General features: G+C 67.0%; 21 protein-coding genes and 1 pseudogene. 8 read left to right on the forward strand and 14 right to left on the reverse strand.

Going from position 1 to position 21,664, the window contains the following annotated elements:
• Nucleotides 1–87: 87 nt before the first annotated feature.
• From ACWEPL_RS13420 to ACWEPL_RS13445, 6 genes are all read right to left on the reverse strand, one after another.
• Nucleotides 88–1,125: a DUF932 domain-containing protein gene (locus ACWEPL_RS13420; protein WP_452436232.1), complete on the reverse strand. Its 1,038-nt coding sequence runs from the start codon at nucleotides 1,123–1,125 to the stop codon at nucleotides 88–90.
• A 73-nt stretch (nucleotides 1,126–1,198) separates the two neighbouring features.
• Nucleotides 1,199–2,662: an ATP-binding protein gene (locus tag ACWEPL_RS13425; RefSeq protein ID WP_452436233.1), complete on the reverse strand. Its 1,464-nt coding sequence runs from the start codon at nucleotides 2,660–2,662 to the stop codon at nucleotides 1,199–1,201.
• Entirely contained in the window at nucleotides 2,659–3,711 is a 1,053-nt protein-coding gene (locus ACWEPL_RS13430) for a DUF4192 domain-containing protein (RefSeq protein ID WP_452436234.1), read from the reverse strand. The genes ACWEPL_RS13425 and ACWEPL_RS13430 overlap by 4 nt, the downstream gene beginning before the upstream one ends.
• A gap of 452 nt (nucleotides 3,712–4,163) precedes the next feature.
• Nucleotides 4,164–4,589 carry a hypothetical protein gene (locus ACWEPL_RS13435; protein ID WP_452436235.1) on the reverse strand — a complete coding sequence of 142 codons (426 nt, stop codon included), beginning with the start codon at nucleotides 4,587–4,589 and terminating at the stop codon, nucleotides 4,164–4,166.
• Nucleotides 4,576–4,917, reverse strand: a complete 342-nt coding sequence (locus ACWEPL_RS13440; RefSeq protein ID WP_452436236.1) for a hypothetical protein — start codon at nucleotides 4,915–4,917, stop codon at nucleotides 4,576–4,578. The genes ACWEPL_RS13435 and ACWEPL_RS13440 overlap by 14 nt, the downstream gene beginning before the upstream one ends.
• Nucleotides 4,918–5,490: 573 nt before the next feature.
• Complete coding sequence (locus tag ACWEPL_RS13445) at nucleotides 5,491–6,243, reverse strand: hypothetical protein (RefSeq protein ID WP_452436237.1); 753 nt, start codon at nucleotides 6,241–6,243, stop codon at nucleotides 5,491–5,493.
• Nucleotides 6,244–7,387: 1,144 nt separating this feature from the next.
• Here ACWEPL_RS13445 and ACWEPL_RS13450 point away from each other — a divergent pair.
• Both ACWEPL_RS13450 and ACWEPL_RS13455 read left to right on the forward strand, forming a co-directional pair.
• Nucleotides 7,388–8,266: a DUF5919 domain-containing protein gene (locus ACWEPL_RS13450; protein WP_452436238.1), complete on the forward strand. Its 879-nt coding sequence runs from the start codon at nucleotides 7,388–7,390 to the stop codon at nucleotides 8,264–8,266.
• Nucleotides 8,267–8,406: 140 nt separating this feature from the next.
• A complete protein-coding gene (locus tag ACWEPL_RS13455; RefSeq protein WP_452436239.1) occupies nucleotides 8,407–8,595 on the forward strand; it encodes a hypothetical protein in 189 nt (62 codons plus the stop codon).
• Nucleotides 8,596–8,744: 149 nt separating this feature from the next.
• Here ACWEPL_RS13455 and ACWEPL_RS13460 read toward each other — a convergent pair whose 3' ends face one another.
• The 5 genes and pseudogenes from ACWEPL_RS13460 to ACWEPL_RS13480 form a co-directional block, all read right to left on the reverse strand.
• A complete protein-coding gene (locus ACWEPL_RS13460) occupies nucleotides 8,745–9,287 on the reverse strand; it encodes an NAD(P)H-binding protein (protein WP_452436240.1) in 543 nt (180 codons plus the stop codon).
• A gap of 40 nt (nucleotides 9,288–9,327) precedes the next feature.
• Nucleotides 9,328–9,471, reverse strand: a pseudogene (locus tag ACWEPL_RS13465) (aldo/keto reductase); the annotation flags it as partial.
• 40 nt (nucleotides 9,472–9,511) lie between these two features.
• Nucleotides 9,512–10,486, reverse strand: a complete 975-nt coding sequence (locus ACWEPL_RS13470; RefSeq protein WP_452436241.1) for an aldo/keto reductase — start codon at nucleotides 10,484–10,486, stop codon at nucleotides 9,512–9,514.
• A gap of 82 nt (nucleotides 10,487–10,568) precedes the next feature.
• The gene (locus ACWEPL_RS13475) at nucleotides 10,569–11,321 is read right to left on the reverse strand and encodes a carboxymuconolactone decarboxylase family protein (RefSeq protein WP_452436242.1); all 753 of its coding nucleotides are present in this window, start codon (nucleotides 11,319–11,321) and stop codon (nucleotides 10,569–10,571) included.
• A gap of 183 nt (nucleotides 11,322–11,504) precedes the next feature.
• Nucleotides 11,505–12,632 (reverse strand): helix-turn-helix transcriptional regulator, encoded by a 1,128-nt coding sequence (locus ACWEPL_RS13480; protein WP_452436243.1) that lies wholly within the window; start codon nucleotides 12,630–12,632, stop codon nucleotides 11,505–11,507.
• 125 nt (nucleotides 12,633–12,757) lie between these two features.
• Here ACWEPL_RS13480 and ACWEPL_RS13485 point away from each other — a divergent pair, with 125 nt between their 5' ends.
• The 4 genes from ACWEPL_RS13485 (at nucleotide 12,758) to ACWEPL_RS13500 (ending at nucleotide 15,820) form a co-directional block, all read left to right on the forward strand.
• The gene (locus ACWEPL_RS13485; protein ID WP_397375461.1) at nucleotides 12,758–12,940 is read left to right on the forward strand and encodes a hypothetical protein; all 183 of its coding nucleotides are present in this window, start codon (nucleotides 12,758–12,760) and stop codon (nucleotides 12,938–12,940) included.
• A gap of 115 nt (nucleotides 12,941–13,055) precedes the next feature.
• Nucleotides 13,056–13,676: a flavodoxin gene (locus ACWEPL_RS13490; RefSeq protein WP_452436244.1), complete on the forward strand. Its 621-nt coding sequence runs from the start codon at nucleotides 13,056–13,058 to the stop codon at nucleotides 13,674–13,676.
• A 141-nt stretch (nucleotides 13,677–13,817) separates the two neighbouring features.
• The gene (locus ACWEPL_RS13495; protein WP_452436245.1) at nucleotides 13,818–14,783 is read left to right on the forward strand and encodes an aldo/keto reductase; all 966 of its coding nucleotides are present in this window, start codon (nucleotides 13,818–13,820) and stop codon (nucleotides 14,781–14,783) included.
• Between the two features lie 2 nt (nucleotides 14,784–14,785).
• Nucleotides 14,786–15,820 (forward strand): aldo/keto reductase, encoded by a 1,035-nt coding sequence (locus ACWEPL_RS13500; RefSeq protein WP_452436246.1) that lies wholly within the window; start codon nucleotides 14,786–14,788, stop codon nucleotides 15,818–15,820.
• 57 nt (nucleotides 15,821–15,877) lie between these two features.
• Here the strand turns inward: ACWEPL_RS13500 and ACWEPL_RS13505 are convergent, their stop codons facing one another.
• On the reverse strand, nucleotides 15,878–16,756 hold the full coding sequence (locus ACWEPL_RS13505) for a helix-turn-helix transcriptional regulator (RefSeq protein ID WP_452436247.1): 879 nt from the start codon (nucleotides 16,754–16,756) through the stop codon (nucleotides 15,878–15,880).
• Nucleotides 16,757–16,895: 139 nt separating this feature from the next.
• Here ACWEPL_RS13505 and ACWEPL_RS13510 point away from each other — a divergent pair, with 139 nt between their 5' ends.
• Together ACWEPL_RS13510 and ACWEPL_RS13515 are read left to right on the forward strand one after the other, a co-directional pair.
• Nucleotides 16,896–17,654 (forward strand): SDR family oxidoreductase, encoded by a 759-nt coding sequence (locus ACWEPL_RS13510; protein ID WP_452436248.1) that lies wholly within the window; start codon nucleotides 16,896–16,898, stop codon nucleotides 17,652–17,654.
• Between the two features lie 191 nt (nucleotides 17,655–17,845).
• Nucleotides 17,846–18,844, forward strand: a complete 999-nt coding sequence (locus ACWEPL_RS13515; RefSeq protein ID WP_452436249.1) for an aldo/keto reductase — start codon at nucleotides 17,846–17,848, stop codon at nucleotides 18,842–18,844.
• Nucleotides 18,845–19,664: 820 nt separating this feature from the next.
• On the opposite strand, the gene ACWEPL_RS13520 is transcribed toward ACWEPL_RS13515, so the two are convergent.
• Nucleotides 19,665–20,231, reverse strand: a complete 567-nt coding sequence (locus tag ACWEPL_RS13520; protein ID WP_452436250.1) for a 2'-5' RNA ligase family protein — start codon at nucleotides 20,229–20,231, stop codon at nucleotides 19,665–19,667.
• Between the two features lie 40 nt (nucleotides 20,232–20,271).
• Nucleotides 20,272–21,552 carry a hypothetical protein gene (locus tag ACWEPL_RS13525; protein ID WP_452436251.1) on the reverse strand — a complete coding sequence of 427 codons (1,281 nt, stop codon included), beginning with the start codon at nucleotides 21,550–21,552 and terminating at the stop codon, nucleotides 20,272–20,274.
• Between the last annotated feature and the right edge of the window lie 112 nt (nucleotides 21,553–21,664).

A 21,664-nucleotide genomic window follows, 5' to 3' on the forward strand; every position in this document is an offset into this window, starting at 1 on the left:
CCTCCGAACCCCGCAGTCCCCCACAGATCCTGTCATGACGCGATGCAGTGCATGGCGCCGGTTGCGGCGCCATGCACTTTGGTGAGGTCAGGCCACGGTGCTCAGGACGGAGCGGTTGAGCACCTTCTCCAAGGTTTTCACGGTGGTCAGGTCAAGCTCGTCGACGTCGCCGGTAACCATACGGTGCATGTTGCGTTCGGCGCGTACGGCTCCGCGGACGATCTGGCCGTGGTGGGTGTAGGTGTTGACGGCCTGTAGGACGCCGAACGCGGTGCCGCTCCAGGGCGCGACGCGTTCGTCCTGCGTCCACAGACGGGACAGGGCGAGGCGCTTGGTTTCGGCCAGTGTGCGGCCTCTCCCACGCTCTTGCGGGAGCGGGACGTGCTGGTCCAGGAAGGCGCGCCAGTGGGCGTTGGACACTTCGACCCGGCAGAGCTGCTGTACTTCCGCGGCGAAGTTGTCGGCGGCCTGGTGGATGATCCCGAGGGCGTCGCGGACGTCGACGATGCGGTCCAGGCTCTTCCGGGAGTGCCGGATCTTCACGCGTTTGGCGTTGTTCGAGGCCAGAGCCGCGGACAGGGTGTTGTCACAGACGATCAGTTGAGCGCCGGTCTGGTAAGTGGAGGACAGCGAGCCGTCCAGGGAGGTGGCCGCGGACAGGAACGGGCGGAAGGCGACGCCCTCGGGGGTGGTGCAGGTGTCGGGCAGTTCGACCTGAACCCAAGCCAGGGCCCCACCGCGCAGCAGGCCGGCCGAGCCGATGGCCAGATCGGCGTCCAGGATCGTTTCGATGTGATCGACGAGCCAGCGGTTGTATTCGTGGATCTGGAAGCCCTGTTTGAAGATGCCCAGGATGTGTCCGGTGTCGGGGCGGATGATCGTCTTGCGGGTGGGGTCGGTCAGTCGCGTGACACCGTCGCCGGTCAGGTAGCTGGTCTCTACAGTGCCCTCAACGGGCTGCCAGTGAAATAGGCGGCGTTTGACGTCGGCGACGGGGATGGGTCCGGGGTAGTGGTTGGGCTCGTCGCCCTGGTGGCTGGCGCGGTAGTGCCAGGCGCTACCGCGTTTGGTGGTGAAGCCGATCAGTGTGTTCTGGTTCAGCCAGGTCAGGCTCTCGCGGGACATGAAGATCCTCCGATCGTGTTTCGGGCATGCCGAAGGCGCCCCGGGCACGCGGCCCGGGGCGCGCTGGGCGTGGTTAGGCGGGTTTGCCCTGCCAGAGGCGGAGGGCGTGCTGGGTGTCGTCGCGGGTGGGGCGGTGGGCGGCGCGCAGGTCGGCCAGGGTCCAGGCCAGGCGCAGCATCCGCGTCAGGGTGCAAGGGGTCAGTGCACCCGCGCGTAGCCGGCTTTTGAGCGGGTCGAGGGCGTCGGGGTCGAGGCGGTAACGGGTACGCAGTTCTGAGGCTGGAATCTGGGCGTTGGCCCGCCAGGGCGTGCCTGCCAACCGGTGGGCGGTGCGGGCGCGGGCGGCGGCCACCCGATCGGTGACTGCGCTGCTCGGCTCGCCGGGCCCGGCATTGCGGTCGATGGGATCGATGGGCGCGGTGACCTCGATCCCATCGCGCAGGCTGGAGAGGCGTTGGAGGTAACGGCGTCGCTCCACCGGACGGCATTGACATGCGTTGCCGCCGCTACAGGGACAGGGCGAAGTCGCCAGCAGCAGTTGGAAACGAGCAGGCAAGATAAACGTGCCCTGCCAGCTGGCCAGGACGATCTCGCCGGTCTCGAGCGGCATGCGGAGACCGTCCAACACGCTGCGGGCGTATTCCGGCGCCTGGTCCAGAAACAGCACCCCAGCGTGCGCGAGCGACACGGCGCCAGGACGGAACTGCCCGGCAGTATGGCGGCCGAAGATCGCGGCGGCGGTGTTGGTGTAGTGGGGCTCGCACAACGGAGGACGTCGGCCCCGCCATGGGGTTTCGGTCTGAGCGTAGATCTTGGTGACCTCAGCGAGGCTGGCGTCATCGAGCGCGGGCAGGATGCCGGGCAGGCGTTCGGTCAGCATCGTGGCGGGTCCGTCCCCGATCAGGAGGAGATGATGCCCGCCGGCCGCGCACACCTCCAGAGCATGACGCGCGGCGTGGTTGCCCGGCAGGTCAGTCAGGTCGAGCGGCGCCCCCTGCGCCGGGTCCAACGCGGTCGGCACGGTAGCGGGTGCGTCACTGTTGAGCTGCTCGACCAACTCGGTCAACGACGTGGCCCCGATGACAGCACAACGGATGTCCTGACCGACGTTGCCGAGCGGGATGGCGACTCTCCGGATACCGGAGGTGATCAGTGACCGGACGGCACAGGACAGGCCACGGACCTGCCGAATGGAACCGTCCAGGCCGAGTTCCCCGAGGAACGCGGTGTGCGTCAGCCGTTCGAGGGGGATCGCGCCGTGGGCAGCCAGGATGGCCACCGCGATCGCGACATCCAGAGTGGAGCCGTACACGGGCATGCCGGAGGGGAGCACGGTAACCGTGACCTCCTCCTGCGGCCAGTCATAGCCACTGTTGAGGATCGCGGCGCGGACCCGGTCTCGGACCCCCGCCGTCGTGGTGTCCGGCAGGCCGGTCAGATGCAAGCCGCGGAGGCTGGGGGACAGGCGAACTTCGACGCGAACGGGATGCCCGGACAAGCCGATCACGACGGCAGAGGAGACGGCGGCGAAGGTCATCGTCGCTCGCCGTCCTCAATCGGCTCCGGCAGGAGCGGCAGCACCGAATGCGGGTAGCGCTCGATCTGAGCCTCGATCTCCTCGCCCATGTCGGCGACGTTCATTTTGTGGATCAGTGACGGGGGAGCGCCATGGTTGAGCCCGCACTCCAGCAGGGCGGCCATGCTGTAGCGGGGGTCATCGGACAGGGCGCGGTCGAGGGCGACACGGGCCAAGGTACCCGCGCCGCTGCTGTAGGCGGCGAAGGCGAGCAGCGTGGCCGGAGCGGCGACGTAACCCGGTTCGGCCCGGCGGGTGATCTCGCCCCACAGTTTGATGTGGGCCGGTTCGGTGTAGATGCCCAGCAACGTCATCGCGGCGTCGCGGATCACCTTGGAGGTGAGCAGCACGCCCAGCCAGGCCACCTGCTCGGGGGTGATCGGCTGATCGGCGACGCTGTGCGCGAACGCTTCGTGCACTTGCCGGAGGCCTTCGTTGTACCAGTACCGGGGCGTGGCGGTGGGCAGCAGAGCGGCAGCACGCTCCCGGGCGGTGCGGGTGGCCTGTTGGACGGCCTCGCGGTCCGGTCCGTCCATCGGGGCCAAGGTGGCGCCGAAGGCGGCGCGATCCGGCAACGCGGACAGGCCTGCCATGACGGCGCCGGCAGCGGCAGTGCTGGTGGTGAGGTCGTACGGGGTGCCGTCCTCGGGTCCCATGTCCAGATGGGACCAGTAGCGCTCTTGCGTGCAGCTCAGCAGTTGCCTGATCTGGACGCCGGTGGGGGAGAGCACCTCTTGCAGGCTGTTCAGCAGAGGGGCGGTCTGGTCGGGCGGGCCGTAGCCGATCACGGCGATTTCGTCGGCTTGGTGGCGGGACAGGATGTTCAGGCTGGTCGCGATGACGTCGCGGGTCTCGTCCGGACCGTAGGGGAGGTCGTGGCGCATGGCATTGACCAGTGCCTGGTCGTGGAAGGCGAGGATGACCAGGCTGAGCGTCGGGTGGTAGCCGAGGAGGTAGGGGACGATGGCGAGGTAGTCGACGGGGTGCGACAGGCGCACGGTTACGGTCACGACAGGACACCTCCAGGGATCGGAGACAGCGGGTGGGAAAGGCAAAGCGCGCCGCACAGCCCGGGTACTGGGGCTGTACGGCGCGCTGACACGGCGGCGTGGTGGATCGATGGCTTATGGCATGCGAACCGAGAGGGCGGCGCTAGCGGGGCGCTATAGCCAGGTGCGGCAGAGCTGCTGGTGGCGTGTGGTGATCAAGGAGTAGCAGCACGCGGGAATGACGACCTCGCTGTGATCGCAGACCCAGGCGATCGGGGTGGCATACGACAGGACCACGTACACGATGCGCGTTTCGTCGGCCCGGTAGCGCTCCACCCATTCGGTCGGAAGCCGACCGGTCTCAAGTGGGGGCGTGCACACCGCGGACAGTCCGCCGCGGGTGGTGAAAGCGGCGTGCTGGGCTAGGCGCAGGCCAGGGAAGCGGGACCGACCGGAGGCAGGCGACATGGGGCTCACCTGATCCCGCAGCTGGGGGAGGGGTGATCGGCACCGCAGTAACCACACAGATCCTCCATCGCGTACAGCGACAGTTCCTCTGCGTAGCAGTCACGCCAGGCGAGCTGCTCAGGCGTGTAGGCGTCGAAGTAGTCGGCGGCGGTGTCTCCTGGGCACAGCGTCAGAAAGCTGAGTACGGTGGTGGCGGAGTTGATCAGTGCGCGAGTGGACAGCACGACGCCGACGGGTGAGCTGATGTCGGTGGCGGTGAAGATCGTCGTGTTGCGGCGCGAGAGCCGATATAGCCACCGGATCCGCCCATCGTTGGCGCGGCTGTGCGGCCACAGTTCGAGCAGGTGGCCGGCGTCGATCGACCATCCGGCCAGCAGGCGAGAAGTGATCTGCCAGCGTGCGGGCAGAGTGATGCCGTCAAGCACGGCCATAGGGGTGGCCTCCTCGCGATCGACGCTCGCCCTCGCTTGGAGGGACAGGTGGCGAAGGTGAGGGCGGCGGTTCCAGGCCTGCCGCGATGGCGTTGGCCTGACGGATGCCGTACTGCAGCGCGTCTCGCAGGCACGTGTGAAACAGCACGCCGGGGAAACGCACGCGAATCTGATCGAGGTCGGTAACGGTGCCACTCCAATCCCCCTCCTGGTCAGGTCTCGGCGGCAGAAACAGGTGCCGGAACGAACACCCCGACCCGTGCGCCATCGGCGCGAGCCGCGGGCACAGCACCACCACGAACAATTCCTCAGCAGGGATAAGTTCCATGTACGGACCTCCTCACGGCGCATGCGGAACTGTCCGGACGGGCCTGCCTTACCGTCCGGAACGTAGATCAACTGAGAGAAGACAAAAGCGCAACGAAAACGGGGGTCATCGGTCAGGCGTGAGCGAATAACCGACCCTCGGATTGGAGGGCACGGACGCCCGTCTTCTGGATGCGCTTATCGGCGATTACGCGCGAAATACCTGTCCGTCTGTCGGATATCCCAACTTGTGTCCAGGTGAGAACTATCCGCGCGCTAGAAATCGTCAACGCGAAGCATGTGGGTTTCTGATCCCCAGTCGGCGGCTTACATCGATCAATCCACGAGCAGCCGTTGCGATCGATGTCTCTCAGAGGCTCACTTAAATACGTTGACAGCATCGGCTCAACCGTCCGTACTCCAGCAACATTTTTGCTCGTCGAAGTAGGCGGGAAACTCCTTTCTGTAAGGGTTGAGCTCGACCTTCACTTAAATACGGTGCGGAGAGCGCCTCAAGCGTCCGCTCTCGGGACGTTAATTTGGCAAATGAAAAGGCTCCGGAGTAGAAACTCCGGAGCCCTTCTACACTGCTGCGTCAGTCCTCCACGGCTGGCCGGCTCCCCGTGTAGACCATGGCGTCTCGCGCATCGTCAAGCCGCTCTGAGAGCTCGCTGAGCTCCGCGCGTGCGGCGTCTCGGACGCGGATAACGGCACGGCGAGAGCCGTAAGCCCCACCCTCCCGCTCCTGGGCGACAGCGGCCAGGATGCCCGCTCGGCCGAGGTCCTCCGCCTGCTCTGCCTGGGCGATGATCTTCCGCAGTACAGGGAACTCTTGCCCGTCCCCGAATGCCTGCCGGAAGATCGCTGCACTGTGCTGGGCCGTGGAGAACGCGACCGCGGCACGCGTCACATTCTCGGCGTGCGGTAGCCCGCGCATGAGCTGAGCGCCCGGGGTCGCGTCTACCTCCGTTGGAGGTACGTCCACGCGATAGCCGTTGCGGGCGGCAGCGTCCCGGACAGCCCAACGTTGGAGCGTGGTCCGGGTGATGGTCATTTCCGTACCGTCGCGGCGTACGTAAATCCACGACTGAGTCTCGGTGGTCGTGCCGCTCTCGGGCGCCCTCCGGCACTTGGCGAGTACGTCGCGGAGCCGTTGCGCGAACAGCAGAACGGCGTCCTGATTGACGTCGTCGGAGACGTCATCCGTGCCGTAGGGAGCGTGGCCGCCCTTGACGATTGTGGCGCTTCCGTCCATACGCTTGCGGGACCGCGTGGCGTCGACCGTACGACAGTAGCCCCGTGCCAGCTTGCGGATTTCCGCCCAGTCTTCCGGCGTGACGCGCGCCATGTCCTCTGGTGCGAGGCTCCCGCCGGGAATGTTCTTTGGAACGCACTTTCCGATTGCGCTGCTCTGCATGACCGCTCTCCGATCGTTTCGCGCCCGGCCTGTCGTGGGCACCTCACCTTTTGACCACTTCTATTTAATCTCAAAATGGAGATCAAATCAATTAGTCTGTCTGATTATATTTGACAGCCATGAGATCGCGAATGCGAAATAAAATGGAGAGCCGTGGGGTTTGAAATTGCCGCTAAGATATTGACTTGTTTTGAAACATAAATATTTGTTGATTATGTGGACTTTCGAACTATTTGGCCCCTTGGTTGGCGCTTCTGTGGTGGCGCTACGCCTCCATGAGTCGGGGTGTGCTACGGGAGTTAGGCCCCTCATTGGGCCTCGAGTTCCCTCTGATTGCACCCCCCTAGTTAGTTCGTAGGGGTATTTGCATGGTTATCCGAACACCTAATGGGATGCCTAGCGGGCGCACCGGAATGGCCTATGGTGAGGCGGTGTGACGTGTGCGGGAGTCGTCATTGGAGTGGCCAGCGGTCCCATGCGGCGAACCCGTGATCGCTTACTTCGCAGCGAAGGCCGCGCGGCTGGCAACTGTCCGAAATAGGCGTAATTGCAAAAGCCTTTATTGGCTCGCACGCCGCGGCGGCCTGCATCCAGCGTGGCGGCGACGTGATCGGCGTGGCCGGCCAGCACGGCCAGCGCGTGCGCCGCGCCCCAGTTTTCGGCGGCCGGGTCATCTCTGGCGTGCAGGCACCAGGCCGCCGTCCACAACCGCTCCAGTCCCACGCGGAAGGCGCCACGAGCATCCCCTACCTCCTGGTCGCCGCCCGCCAGCAGGCGGATCGCTACATCTGAAAAGCGAAGGTCGGCAGTTCGACCCTGCCCCTGACCGCCGCACTTCATTCAGTAATGATGCCCCCGGACGGATCACCGTTCGGAGCGCGGGAGTCGGTGTTCGGAGTGATTGCCCGCTCTGTCGCGCTCGTGCCCACATCGGTGCGCTGGCCAGCGGGCGGCGTCCGCCCCGCCCAGCAGAACTTGCCTCCAAGTAACAGTTGTAATCCCAACGAAACTCTCAGTGACAAAGGCTCGTCACTCGTATACCGAGCACGATGCCCTGTGCCGCAGGAGGACACCCATGACGCGCAACGGCCTGCTACGCCTGCTGTTCGCACTTTTACTCATCCCCACCGGCATGGTTCTCCTGCTTCTGGCCGGGGAAGCGCCCAAGGGGTTTCTGACCCTGGTCAGCGGTCTGGGCGGCGCCTTCATTGTCGCCGGCACCGTGGCGGCCTTCCGTGAGATCGCTCTCGTGCGCTCGGAGAGCGCCGACACCGCCAAAGACATCGCCAATCTGCTGCAGGCCCAGCTCCAGCAGCCCATTGGTATCCAACTGAAGTCGCCCGTCAGGCGGGGTTACGACGGCTACTACCAGTGGGCCATCTCCACCGAGCCGGGGCAGCTCTTCTTCGCTGGGCGTTCGGTCCTGCACCGCATCGACGCCGACTTCAAGCAGCGCAGGCTCCCCTCCGTGGAGGAAGTGCTTCTCCGCAAGCTGCAGGAGGGGTCAGTGATCCGCATTCTGTTTCTCGACCCGCGCTCCGACCTGATCCCCCGACTGGCAAAGGAGGAAGGTCAGCAGGATCGCCAGATGCTCTCGGACATCGGGGTGTCGCTGGATGTCTGTGAGCGCCTGTTCCACTTGCTGCAGAGCAAGCCAGCACCGCCGAGGGCTCAGTTGCACATCAGGGTGTACGACGAGGTTCCGCACTTCGCCTATCACCGCGACAACGACCAGGTGATCGTAGGCTTCTACTTCGCCACGGCGCTTGGTTCTGCTTCAGCGGCATTCGAGGTCATCGACGCCCAGAGCCAGGGGTTCTTCGAAGGTCACTTCACATCGATCTTCGAGCGCGCCTCGCAGGGTCGCATACTCGAGGTATCACCTCACGGCCCGAATCCGCACTTCAACGCCGCTTTGGTGAACGATCTCCGCAAGGCGATCGGCCGTCCGTAGGGATCTGAGCACCGTCCGGGCGGGTGGCCTGGGATCGACGGCGGCACTGCCCAAGTGCGGTGGGTTTAGCTCTTTTGCAGGGAGCGACTGGCCTGGGATGTTGAGGGTCTGGTCGTGGTGGGCGGGTCGTCTTACCGTGCGTGGTGGAGGCGATCGCGATGGGCTCGTTGCAGGAGGAGTTGGCGCGGCGGGAAGCGGCTGCTCGGGAGCGGGTCGCGCGGTTACGTCAGGAGCTGGCGGCCGCGGAGGAGATGTTGTCGCGGTTGGTGATCACCCGGGAGACCGTGGAGGAGATCCTGGGTGAGTCTGCCGATCCGGTGGAGCCATAGCCGGTTGCGGACGAGTTCGGCGAGGCCGGCGGTCGTGAGCAGTTCGGTGGTGCGGACGAGGTGGCCTCGGGTTCGGCTGGGTCACCGATCGGGGTGATCACGGTGCCCCGGTGGCGGCCGGGCATGAAGGTTTTGGTGTTGCCTCGTGCCTACCAGGATGTGCTGGAAGTGCTGGCCGATGCCGGTGGTGCGATGCGGGCCGGGTGGCCGTGGTCGCCGGGGCCCCAGTTCAGACCGGGGCGGATGACCATGGAACGCACTCCGTCACCGGCGGCGGCCAGGGCGGTGTCCTCGGCGGCCTTGCGGAACTCGGCCAGCGGCTCCGGCGTGAAAGCGTCGTGCTCGGCGAAGACGTCCGGGCTCCAGCCTGCGGTGCGCTGCATCAGGACGCCGCTGCCGGACAGGAAGATGAGCGTCTTGCCTGTTCCGGCCAACGCGCCGGCCAGTTCCCGAGCGGTTGCACTCTCCTGGTCCGGGTCGGCCTGGGCGGCGTAGATAACCGCATCCGCGCGCAGGGCCGCCTCGATGGCGGCGGGGCGGCGCGTATCCGGGTCGGCGGCGACGGGAGCGATGCCTCGGGTTTCGAGGGCGGTGGCGGCAGCTTCGGTGCGGGCGAGGCCGGCGATCGTGTGGCCTTGGGCGGCCAGGTGACGGGCGAGGTTGCCGCCGACGAATCTCTTCTCGAGGGACACTACTGGACGCGAGCGCTCGGCCCACCTCTTCCTCGTTGAAGTACGCCTGGGCGGTGTCGATGGAGCGATAGCCCACTTCGAGTGCTTTGCGCACAGCGCGTTCGCAGTCGCCGCCTTGGACTTGGAAGACGCCGAAGCCGATGACTGGCATCTCGACGCCGTTGTTGAGCGTGACCGTCCTCATGGGAGGTCCCTTTCTCTGGTAGGGCAGCGGGGATGGCCGGTCAGCGTTCGATCATCTCCATCTGCGCTTCGTTGTGGTGCCCGCCGGCGGCCGGGGGCAGGCTGTCGAGCTTGGCGAGCTGCTCAGCGGTCAGGACGAGGCCGTCGGCGGCGGCGTTCTCCTCCAGGCGCGAGACCCGCTTGGTGCCCGGGATGGGAGCGATGTCGTCGCCCTTGCTGAGCAGCCAGGCGATCGCGACCTGTGCGGGCGTGGCGCCGGCCCCGGCGGCGATGGCCTGCACCTCGTCGGCGAGGGCGAGGTTACGCTGGAAGTTCTCGCCGGTGAAGCGGGGGTTGGTGGCTCGGAAGTCGTCGGGGCCGAAGTCGCTCTCCGAGCGGATCTTCCCGGTCAGAAAACCCTTGCCGAGCGGGGAGTAGGCGACGAGGCCGATGCCCAGCTCGCGCAGCAGCGGCAGCACCTGCTCCTGGTCGCGGGTCCACAGCGAGTACTCCGACTGCAGCGCGGTGATCGGGTGGACGGCGTGGGCGCGGCGGATGGTGTCCAGCCACGCCTCCGACAGGCCGATGTGGCGGACCTTGCCCTGCTGCACGAGTTCGGCCACCGCGCCGATGGTGTCCTCGATCGGCACCTGCGGGTCGACGCGGTGCTGGTAGTACAGGTCGATGTGGTCGGTGCCCAGGCGCTTGAGCGAGCCCTCCACCGCAGTGCGGATGTTGGCCGGGCTGCTGTCGAGGTTCCACGGCCCGTCGCCGGCGTGGGAGACCAGGCCGTATTTGGTGGCGAGCACCGCCTGGTCGCGGCGGCCCTTGAGCGCCTTGCCGAGGAGTTCCTCGTTGACGTACGGACCGTAGATCTCCGCTGTGTCCAGGAAGGTGACGCCCAGGTCGAGTGCGCGGTGGATGGTGCGGATGGACTCGGCGTCGTCGCTGCCGGCGCCGGTGAAGCCGTGGGACATGCCCATGCAGCCCAGCCCGATGCGGGAGACGTCCAGATCGCCCAGCTTGATGTGCTTCATGATGACCTTTCGGGGGTGAGTTCGATGGTGGTGGCGCGGGCGGCGGGGTTGGCGATGCCGCTGATCAGCCAGGTGTGCGTCATCACAGGGTCACTTCGTCGAGCACGCGCAGGCCGTTGAGCGTGCGTGGGTAGCCGATGAAGGGGATGAGCTGGGTCAGTACCCCGATCAGGCGGGCGCGGTCGTTGCCGACGTTGAGGTTGGCGGCGACGTGTCCCTTGACCTGGGCCTCGCAGCCGCCGAGCGAGACCAGCATGGCGAAGGTCAGCAGCTCGCGCGTCGGCACGTCCAGGCCGGTGCGGGTGAGGTGGTCGCCGAAGCAGTTGGCCGACAGGTAGCGCTGGATGTGCTGCTCGTCCTGCGGCGCGGAGGCGTGGAGCCCTTCCACCCTCTCGGCGCCGACGATCTGCTTCTGCACCGCCAGGCCCTGCTCCAAGCGAGTCTCGGGGGCGGTGGTGGACTGGCCGGGCAAGGGCAGCTCGACGCCCCGCTCCGTCAGTACGTCGTTGGTGGCGTGCAGGAAGTCGAAGACCTTCGCCATGCCCACGTACGGCACCGTCTGATAGACGATCTCCTTCGCCTCGACCGGGGTGACGCCTGCCGTCAGCGCCGCGCCCAGCATGACCCGGTACTCGCTCACCGCCTGGCAGGCGATCATGGAGGCGAGCTGGACCATGAGCCTGGTCCGGGTGTGGAGGTTCCCATGGCGCAGGACTTCGTCGAAGGCGAAGTTGTCGAAGATCTCGATGAGTTCGGGGTCGGTACGCGCGAGCATCGAGATGTGGCCGGGGAACAGCTCCTGGTGATTACGCCGCGCGACGTCGCTGATGGCCATGTGTGCTCCTCCGGGTGTGGCCAGGGTTTTCGTCTCGTATTCGTCGGACCTGCCTGCGGCCAGCTGATCGGTGCGCCTGGTCTCGCGCTGCTGTCGCAGGGCCTTGAGGTCTGCCCAGGGAAGGTGCCATGACCACCTCACAAACCGGCCACCGAGTCGGTGGCTGAGCCGGCTTTTCCCTGGTCATCCCCATCCAACCGGCAGGCCCGGACGCGCGGCAGGGTCTGCTGTTCCAGGTAACGGCAGTACCCCCCAGAGGGTTTTCCGGCCCGCTGCGCGGCTCCGTACCCCGGTGGCAGCAGGGGTATGGGCACGCTGTAGGCGCCTCCGTTGGGACGTCCTTCTAGGACGTTCTTTTGGAGGCGGAGTCAGGATGTCGGTGGAGCGGGCCTCGGCCAGGGCGGTGTTGGTAGCGCGGGTCAGCTCTGGTCCGGGGCCGTCTGCTGCGCCTCGGCGCGGTCTTGGGTGGCGGCCCAGCTGGCGAGCATCTTGAGTGCGTCGGCGGCGGGGGGTGCCGGGGCCGGCGGTGTAGACGTTGAGGGTCAGGCCGGGCTCCGAGGGCAGCTCCATCGATTCGAAGTTCAGGTCGAGCCGGCCGACAACCGGGTGGCGCAGCCGTTTCCGACCGCTGCGGTGGAACTGCACGTCGTGAGAGGCCCAGCGCTGCCGGAAGACCTCGCTTCGTGTCGAGAGCTCACCGACCAGCTCGATCAGCCTTCGGTCGTGCGGGTGGCGGCCCGCCTCCAGGCGGAGCATGGCGGCGGCGTCGCCTGCGACCCGGTCCCAGTCGACGAAGAACTCGCGCGCGGCCGGGTCGAGGTAAATGAACCGGGTGGTGTTGGCCGGGCGGCGCGGGTCGGCCAGGACGGGGGCGTACAGGGCGCGGGCGAGGCGGTTCATGGCGAGGATGTCGTGGCGGCCGTTGCGCACCCAGGCCGGTGCGTCGGTGATGGCATCCAGCACCTGCTGGATCGCCGGCTGCACACTGGTTGCCGGCGTGCGATGGCGGCGGGGGCCCGGGCCGGCGGCTCGGGCCAGAGCGAACAGGTGGTCGCGCTCGGCCTCGTCCAGCTGCAGGGCGCGGGCCAGGGCGTCCAGCACGCTGTCGGAGGCGCCGGACAGGTTCCCCCGCTCCATACGGACGTAGTAGTCGATGGAGACACCGGCGAGCATCGCGACCTCCTCCCGCCGCAGTCCCTTGACACGGCGGTTGCCGCCGTAGGCGGGTAGTCCTGCCTGCTGGGGAGTGATGCGCGCCCGCCGCGAGCTGAGGAACTCGCGGACTTCGGCGCGGTGGTCGATCTGGCCCATAACCCCAGGGTAAGCAACGTGTCAGGCGTTAAGGAGGTAACGCCAGTACCCCGAACAAGGGTCACTCCCTGGCCCGCCGGGATCATCGTTGACTGAGAGCCTCCGACCCACGAAGCGGGGGCAGCATGTTTCTCGTCGCCGCCTCAGCGCACACCGGGGCTCTCGACGCCGCGCACGTGAGCGCCACGCTCACCGGCTCCTCCATCCTGCTCACGACGGCGTTCCTCACCGTCGTGATCGTCATCGTCCCGGCCAGGCGGACCCCGCTCTGCGTGCCCGCCAACTCCACCACCGACACCGCCGTTTAGGAGGCGCTTGCGTGAGCATGACCGATCCACGCCACACTCTGGCCGGCCCGCGGTGACCGGCCCTCTACCTCGACGTGGGTTCCTGCGCACAACCGGCGCGACCGCTCTGGCGGTCATGGGAAGTACCTGGTTGATGGGCTGCAGCACCCAGACCACGAACAGCGCCCACGACGCAGCCCCGACTCCGGCGACGCCCGCCACGCCGACCGGAACCGGATCACGTGTCCTGCTGGCCTACTTCTCGCGCGCCGGGGAGAACTACCACTACGGGGGCCGCAAGTACCTGAAGGTCGGCAACACCGAAGTGCTGGCGGGCATGATCAGCGAGCGTATCGCCTGCGACGTCCACCGCATCGAGGCCGCCGACCCGTACTCCGACGACTACGACGACACCAGGACGCGCAATGTGCGTGAGCAGGAGGCCGACGCCCGGCCTGCCCTCGTCAGCCCGCCGCCGGCCATTGACGGCTACGACATCGTGCTGCTGGGCAGCGGAGTCTGGAACGTCCGCCCGCCCATGATCATGCGTACCTTCGCCGAAAGCCTCGATTTCACCGGAAAGACCGTCCTGCCCGTCGTCACCTACGCCGTGAGCGGGCTGGGCACCACATCCGAGGAGTACGCGGCAGCCTGCCCCGGCGCCACCGTCGGGGACGGGCTCGCTGTACGTGGCGAAGAGGTCCGCCAGGCGGGCGCCGCCGTCCTGTCTTGGCTGCGGCGGGTCGGCCTGCGCTGACCACACGACCGTCCGATGATCCCGCCACCGGCCACTCTGCGGTGGGCGGCCGTTACCGGGGCACTGAGGCGTCCTCCCTAACCTCCGCGGGACGGAAATAGCGTGACGCAGGACGCCACCACCATGAAGAAAGAGGGAAGCATGCAGTACACGAGGTTTGGACAGTCCGGGCTGCGCGTCTCGCGCATCGCCCTGGGATGCATGAGCTTCGGCCGGGACGAGTGGAACCCGTGGGCGATGACCGAAGAACAGGCCGGCTCGATCTTCCGGCAGGCCGTCGAGCTCGGCATCACGCTCTGGGACACCGCCAACGCCTACGGCGCCGGCCTGAGCGAGGAGATCGTCGGCCGTGCGATCACGAAATACGCGCGCCGCGAAGACATCGTCCTGGCCACCAAGGTGTTCTTCCCCATGCACGAGGGACCGGGCGGTTCAGGCCTGTCACGCAAGGCGATCATGGAACAGGTCGACGCCTCCCTCACCCGGCTCGGCACCGACTACATCGACCTGTACCAGATCCACCGCATCGACCCCGAGACGCCGGTTGAGGAGACGATGGAGGCGCTGCACGACGTCGTCAAGGCCGGCAAGGTCCGCTACATCGGCGCCTCGTCCATGTGGGCGTGGCAGCTGTCGAAGATGCAGTACACCGCCCAATTGCGCGACCAGACGACGTTCGTGTCGATGCAGCACCAGTACTCGCTCATGCAGCGCGAGGAAGAGCGGGAGATGTTCCCGCTGATCCAGGACCAGGGACTCGGCTCCCTGATCTGGAGCCCCCTGGCCCGCGGGCGCCTGACGCGCCCGTGGGGGCAGGTCACCGACCGGGCCCGCCAGGACCCGATCTCCGCGATGATGCTCGACCAGCCGGAGAACGAGCCGATCGCTCGCGCCGTCGAGCGCGTGGCCGACACGCGCGGGGTGCCGATGGCGCAGGTCGCGCTGGCATGGCTGCTGCGCAACCCCCTTGTGACCGCGCCGCTGATCGGCGCGACCAAGCCGCACCACCTCGCCGACGCCGTGGCCGCGCTCGAGATCGAGCTCACCGACGAGGAGACCGCCGAGCTCGAGTCTGGTTACACCGCCAGGAAGCCGACGGGCTACTGACAATGACGCTGAACACACTGGGCAACTCGGGTATGTTCGTCTCCAAGGCGTGCCTGGGGACGATGAACTTCGGGATTACCCACCCGATGGCCTCCGTCAGGCAGGAAGACGCGACCCGCATCATCGGCACGTTCCTGGACGCCGGGCACAACCTCATCGACTCCGCCGACATCTACTCCGCCGGCGAAGCCGAGGAAGTCGTCGGCCGCGCAATCGCCAGGCGCCGCGACGACGTCGTGATCTCCACGAAAGCCGCCGCTCCCTCCGGGCCCGGCCCGAACGACAAGGGCGCGTCCCGCCGCTACCTCACCCGCGCGCTGGAGGCCAGCCTCAGGCGGCTGGGCACCGACTACATCGACCTGTACCAGGTCCACCACTGGGACCCGCACACCCCCATCGAGGAGACCATCGCCACCCTCGACGGGTTCGTCCGCGTCGGCAAGGTCCGCTACATCGGCGTGTCCAACTTCACCGCTGCGCAGATCGTCAAAGCGCAGTGGGCCGCACAACGGCTGAACGCCGCCCCGATCATCAGCATCCAGCCGCAGTACTCGCTCGTCGCCCGCTACATCGAGGCCGAGGTACTACCGACCGCGCAGGAGCTCGGCATGGGCGCCCTCGTCTGGTCGCCCTTGGGCGGGGGCCTGCTCACCGGCCGCTACCAGCGGCAGAGCGCACCCGACGACGACAGCCGTATCGCGAGGCTGCGCCGGGCCGGCAGTCCCACCGGCGACGCGCTGGCAGACGACCTCATGCGCGAGGAGAACTTCACCGTCGCCGAGACCGTGGTCCGGATCGCCGGAGAACTCGGGCAGACCCCTGCGGCGGTCGCTCTCGCCTGGATCGCGCACCGTCCGGGCGTGACCTCGATCATCATCGGCCCGCGCACCGTCGAGCAGCTCACCGCGAACACCGCGGCGCTCGAGCTGCCCCTGCCCGAGGCGGCTGTCGCGGAGTTGGAGCAAGTCAGTCGGCACACCCTGCTGCTCCCGGTCAACGGTGCCCAGGACCCCCACGCCCCCGTACAGCTCCTGTAGATCTCGGAGCAGGGCATCGGCGGCAGGCCTGCTCATGCAGGTTCCGCCACCGACTGGCTACTTCGCCGGGGCCGCATGCAGGCCGATCGTGGACGCGAGGAGCCGGAGCCCGTCGTCGCTCGGCGAGCCGGCAGGCGCGGAGTGGGTGATCAAGGTCAGGCCCGGGTCAGCCGGCAGCGGGATCACCTCGGAATCCAGCGTCAGGTCGCCGACCTGGGAGTGGTGGAAGTGCTTGACGCCCGAGTAGCGATTGCCCACGTCGTGCCGGGCCCACAGGACACCGAAGGCATCGCTCCGCATGGACAGCTCACCGATGAGGGCGGCCAGGGTAACGTCGTGGGGGTCGCGGCCGGCGTGCGCGCGCAGGATCGCGACGATCCCCTCGGCGCTGGTATCCCATTCGGTGAACAGTTCGCGGGCGGCAGGCTCGAGAAACAGGAACCGGGCCTGGTTGGGGACCTGACCGGGCGCGGTGCGCCAGTTGCTGAACAGGGCCGCGCCGAGGGTGTTGTACGCGACGACGTCCATGCTCGCGTTGCACACGAACGCGGCCACGGTGCCATCCATCGCGTCCAGCAACCGCTGGATGCTCGGGCGGATCGCCGCGGCCTTGGGCCGCCGGCTTCGCGAGCGGGCCGGGCCGAGAGCGCGCACCAGGTCGCCCAGGTGCTCGCGCTCGACGTCGGTCAGCCGCAGCGCCCGGGCGACGGCGTCGAGGATGCTGTCGGAGACGCCGGGGACCTGCCCGCGTTCGAACCGCGCGTAATAGTCAACGCTGACGCCGGCGAGCCGGGCGACCTCGTCGCGGCGCAACCCGGGCACGCGCCGGGCGCGCTGACCATAGGACAAGACGTTCACGTCCTCGGGGGTCAGCTTCGCGCGGCGTGACATCAGGAAGTCCCGAAGGTCGTCGCGTCCGTTCATGCCCTTCATCATCCCCAGCCTGCTGCCGGTTATGGAGGCTCTGCGGAGTCCTGCCTAACCTCGCACTCCCTACCGGCCGGCGGATCGGGTTGCCTGAATCGTGACAGGCCACGCCGGGCGGCCACCCGGCGGTGACAACGAGAGGCGTCTGATGAACGCAGAACGCGAGATCGCGCTGGTGACCGGCGCGAACAAGGGCATCGGCTTCGCCACCGTGCGTAAACTCGCCGAGCTGGGGATGACCGTCTACCTCGGCGCCCGCGACGAGACCCGCGGCACCCACGCCGCCGAGCAACTACGCGCCGGCGGCCTGGACGTCACCTACATCCAGATCGACGTCACCGACGACAAGTCGATCGCCGCCGCGGCCGAGCGCGTGAAGACCGAGCGGGGCAAGCTAGACGTGCTGGTGAACAACGCCGGCATTGGCTCCCCGGACGCCATCCCGAGCGAGGTCACCCGAACCCAGTTGCGCAACATGTTCGAGATCAATGTGTTCGGCCCGGTTGTGGTGACCAACGCGTTCCTGCCGCTGCTGCGTCAAGCGCCCGCCGCGCGGATCGTGAACATCTCCAGCGAGGTCGGGTCACTGTCGGCGATGCTCGACGACCCCGAGTCGATGATGTACCAGTATCTGCGCGACCTGGTCTACCCGACCACGAAGGCGGCGGTGAACATGATCACCGGGCAGTACGCCAAGGAGCTGCGCGACACCCCGATCAAGGTCAGCGCGGCCATCCCCGGCTACGTCGCTACTGACTTCAACGGTCACACCGGGCACCGCACCCCCGAGCAGGCCGCCGAGATCGTGACCACCCTCGCCACCCTCCCGGCCGACGCGCCCACCGGTCAGTACTGGGGATCCCTCACCGGCGCCGAGGACGGCGTCCACCAGCACGGCCGCTGGTAAAAGCAGCCAGGGGCGTCACGCCCCAACCCCTGCGTGCCGGCCGCTCCACTCAGCCCCTCGGGCAGGAGCGCCCGGCCCTCGCTCACCATCGCGAGCCGGGCGTCACCGACCACGCGCCGCACCACAGCCCCTGGCTGAGGGGTAACAGCAGTCACTCCCTCCCACACACGCATCGACGTTGACTGGATGACATGGACTACACACGACTGGGAACCTCCGGACTGAAGATCAGCCGGATCGCGCTGGGCTGCATGAGCTTCGCCTCCGGCGGCCGCCAGGGCGCCTGGACCCTCGACGCCGAGGCCGCGGAGCCGATCTTCCGGCAGGCCGTCGAGCTCAGCATCACCTTCTGGGACACCGCGAACATCTACGGCAACGGCACCAGCGAGGAGATCACCGGCGAGGCGATCCGCAAATACACCAGGCGGGAAGACGTCGTGCTGGCGACCAAGCTGTTCTCGCCGATGGGCACCGGCCCCGGCGGGTCCGGTCTCTCCCGGCGGGCCGTTTTCGAGCAGGTCGACGCCTCCCTGAAGCGGCTGGGCACCGACTACATCGACCTCTACCAGATCCACCGCTTCGACCCGAACACCACGGTCGAGGAGACGATGGAAGCACTCCACGACGTCGTCAAGGCCGGCAAGGCCCGCTACATCGGCGCCTCGTCGATGTGGGCGTGGCAGTTTTCCAAAATGCAGTACACCGCCGAGCTGCACGGATGGACCCGCTTCGTCTCCATGCAGGACCAGTACAACCTCGTCGCCCGCGAGGAGGAGCGCGAGATGTACCCGCTGCTGGCCGACCATGGCGTCGGCGCGATCCCGTGGTCCCCGCTGGCCGCAGGCCTGGTGACCCGACCCTGGGGCCAGGCGTCCACGACGCGCGGGAAGGCCAACCCGTCGACCGATTCCTCGGGCACCCCGCTGTGGCTGAAGACCGACCAGGGCACCGTCGACGCCGTCCAGGCGATCGCGGAGGCCCGCGGTATCCCGATGGCGCAGGTCGCCCTCGCCTGGGTGCTGCGCAACCCGGTCGTCTCCGCCCCGATCGTCGGGGCGACCAAGCCCCACCATTTCACCGACGCTGTCGCCGCCCTGGACGTCACGCTCACCGATGACGAGGTGACCGCGCTGGAGGAGCACTACACGCCGCGTAAGCCGACCTACTTCGGCTCGAAGTCCGGCTACTGAGTATCAATCACCCGAACGCGATCCCCGGCCTGATCGGGCTGATCGCGGACGACGAGCGGCGTGCGCTGTCGAAGCCGCTGCGACCGCTTTTGTCGAAGTTGGAGGAGAACACGTGACCGCCACCGCCCCTACAACTCCGTCGCAGCGTCTTGACGGCCCAGTGATCGGTGCCACGGTCGCGGTGATCTTCGGTAGCTTCACGTAGATCCTCGACTCCACGATCTTCAACGTCGCCATCGACATCCTCAGCCGCCAGTTCGCCTCGCCGTCGTCGACCATCCAGTGGGTGACGACCGGCTACATGTTCGCGCTCGGAGCGGTGATCCCACTGACCGGAGGGCCGCCGACCGGTTCGGCACCGAGCGCCTTTGCCTGACCTCGATCGCCGTGTTCACCCTCACGTCCTCGCCGGGGCGGCGTGGTCGGTCGAGTTTCTGATGGCCTTCCGGGACGGCGGAACGACACCGCAGTGCTGCGCTTGAGCTGGTCAGTGGCGACGGTTGGGTAGGGCAAGGATGGCCGCAAAGTTGCTCTGGGACTGCTTGCAGACCCGGACGAGCAGGAGTAGTGGTGCTCTAGCACGAAGCCCTTGGCGGATCCCTCGTCCACCAGCTCCACCGCGTACCGGTGAGCATCGAAGCAGCCTTCGCTGAGGTGCCGCCAGGAATGCCCCACCGTTGGTACCACGCCGACGATGCCGGGATCTTCGCGAAGTTCTCGAACGGCAACGACTCCGGCATGCTGATCGCCAGGAGACCTCCGATCTAATACGTCCGGCGGCAACACGAGGGAACCGTCCGCAGAATCAGACTTGAGCCCCCTAAGCGGATTGAGCAGGGAGGGGGATGCTCGCCTTGGTGGTCCAGCGATAGAGACGCTCATCGCGGTCCAGGACGATGAGCTGGATGCGCCCAATGGTAATGGTCACGGGATCGGCGAGCACGCTGTCGATGGCCTTGGCGTACGGCTCAATAGGACCGTCGGAGTTGCTGTAGCTGATGCTCACGTGGGGCGTCCACTGTTCGGAGTCCGGCACTCGTTCGGGGCCCCAGACGTCGGCGATTGCCTGCCGTACGGTTCGTCGTATCAACCGGATCTGCTCAGCGGGCTGGACGTGGAACTGCAGGGCTTCAGGGTCGGTGACAGGCCGCGTGAAGGTGAGCTCGACTGGAGCTGTCGAGGCAAGCCGTGCAGTGGCAGCGTCGATGATGGCGCTGATGTCGGTATCGGTGACCTCGTCGGTGAATCCGACGCCCTGCATGGTCAGATGCAGCCATTGGTGCGGGATCAGGTCGAGTCCGTCCAGGGCGGACAGCGGGGTCTGGTATGCAGCAACCAGGCGGTGGAGAGCGGGTTGGTCCTGGAAGGTGGTGTGAAAGGTGTACATGCGGCGGCCGACTCGCCAGCCGGGTCGCCACCACCAGTGGTCACGCGTCCGGGACTCTGCCACGTATCTCGCCTTTCCGTGCCTGGGTCGTTGGGCGGTAATCGTCGATCTGCTCTCGCAGGCTTTGCGCGTACGGATCGTCTCGGTAACGACTTTGCGCGAGGAACTGTCCGATCTCAAGAACCCGGGTGACGACAGGGGCCAGATGGCGTTCGACGGGTTCCTTGAGGACCGGGACGAGGAAGCTCTGGGCCGCTTCGAGTTGCCGGGTGATGAGGTAGGCGTGAGCCAGGCCGATGTGAATCTGTGCCCAGGTACCGTACGCCTGCTCTTCTCCCTGCCGATAGGCGTTGAGGGCCAGTTCCGCGGATGTGATGGCCTTGCCGGGATCCGCGGCGCGCAGGTGGACCGTCATGGTGTAGTTGCATTGGCGCGCGATGCCGCAGGAGAACAAGCCGCCCAACTCGTCGGGGCGAGCGACATCTGCACGGGCAATCTCGGCGTCACGCAGCGCCTGCAGAGCACGTGGGATATTGCCTAGTTCCTGCCAGGCATCGGCTTCTTGCAGGGCGAGGAACACCTTCATGGAGTCGTTAAGCGAGCATTCGAACCCTTGCCGCGCCAGTACGGCGGCCTCACGGTGATGATGATCCCAGAAGGCGGTCTTCGACTGGGCGGACAATGCCAGCGCCCGGGCCGCCGGGATATCTGCCTGCTCCGCGAGGACGACGGCGGTGCGGGCGTAGGCCTCCGCATCGACAACCCGGCCGAGGTCGCCGGCCGCCCAAGCCATGAAGGCGCACAATTTGGCGGCCGTGGCATACAGTTCGCGGCGCTGATCCAGGCGCTGATGCCCGCTTTGGAGTACGGAGAACAGATCTTTGGCCAGTTCGGCTGCCATGCTCAGAAGCGGGGCGGGCGGCTGGTGGAGATAGTCGTGCGCGAGCCGCGTCACGGTGCTGGCGTAGTAGTCGAGGGTGGCGGGTCCCAGGTTTGTCGCCTCCACCCAAGCACCGAAGCGCGCGACCTCGCTGGCCGGCAGCGTGATCGTTTGGTTGAGGACCTGCGACGGCGGTGACGGTAGGGCGAAGAGGCGGTCGCGAGGAATACCCAGTGCTCGGACGTAGAGGAGCTGATAGCGCTCACCCGGAAGGTGCTGTCCCGCCTCCCACTTCCTGATCATCCTCGCTAGGGTGGTGATGTCTGGCAGATCCGGGGCGAGTTGCCGTAGCTCGCGAGCCATATCAGGCGCATCCCAGAGCCGGGCCTCTCGCTCGGTGCGCAGCCGCACGGCCCATAGCGGGATGTCGAGGGGTGACATCACGTTGTCTCTCCTTGGACATCCACGCGGACAAGCGCGTCCGCGTTTGCCTCTCATTGTCATCATGACGACACTCCGCTGCAGGTCATCTACTGAGGGTCATCGAACTTTC

This window comes from Nonomuraea sp. NPDC004186, assembly GCF_053603495.1.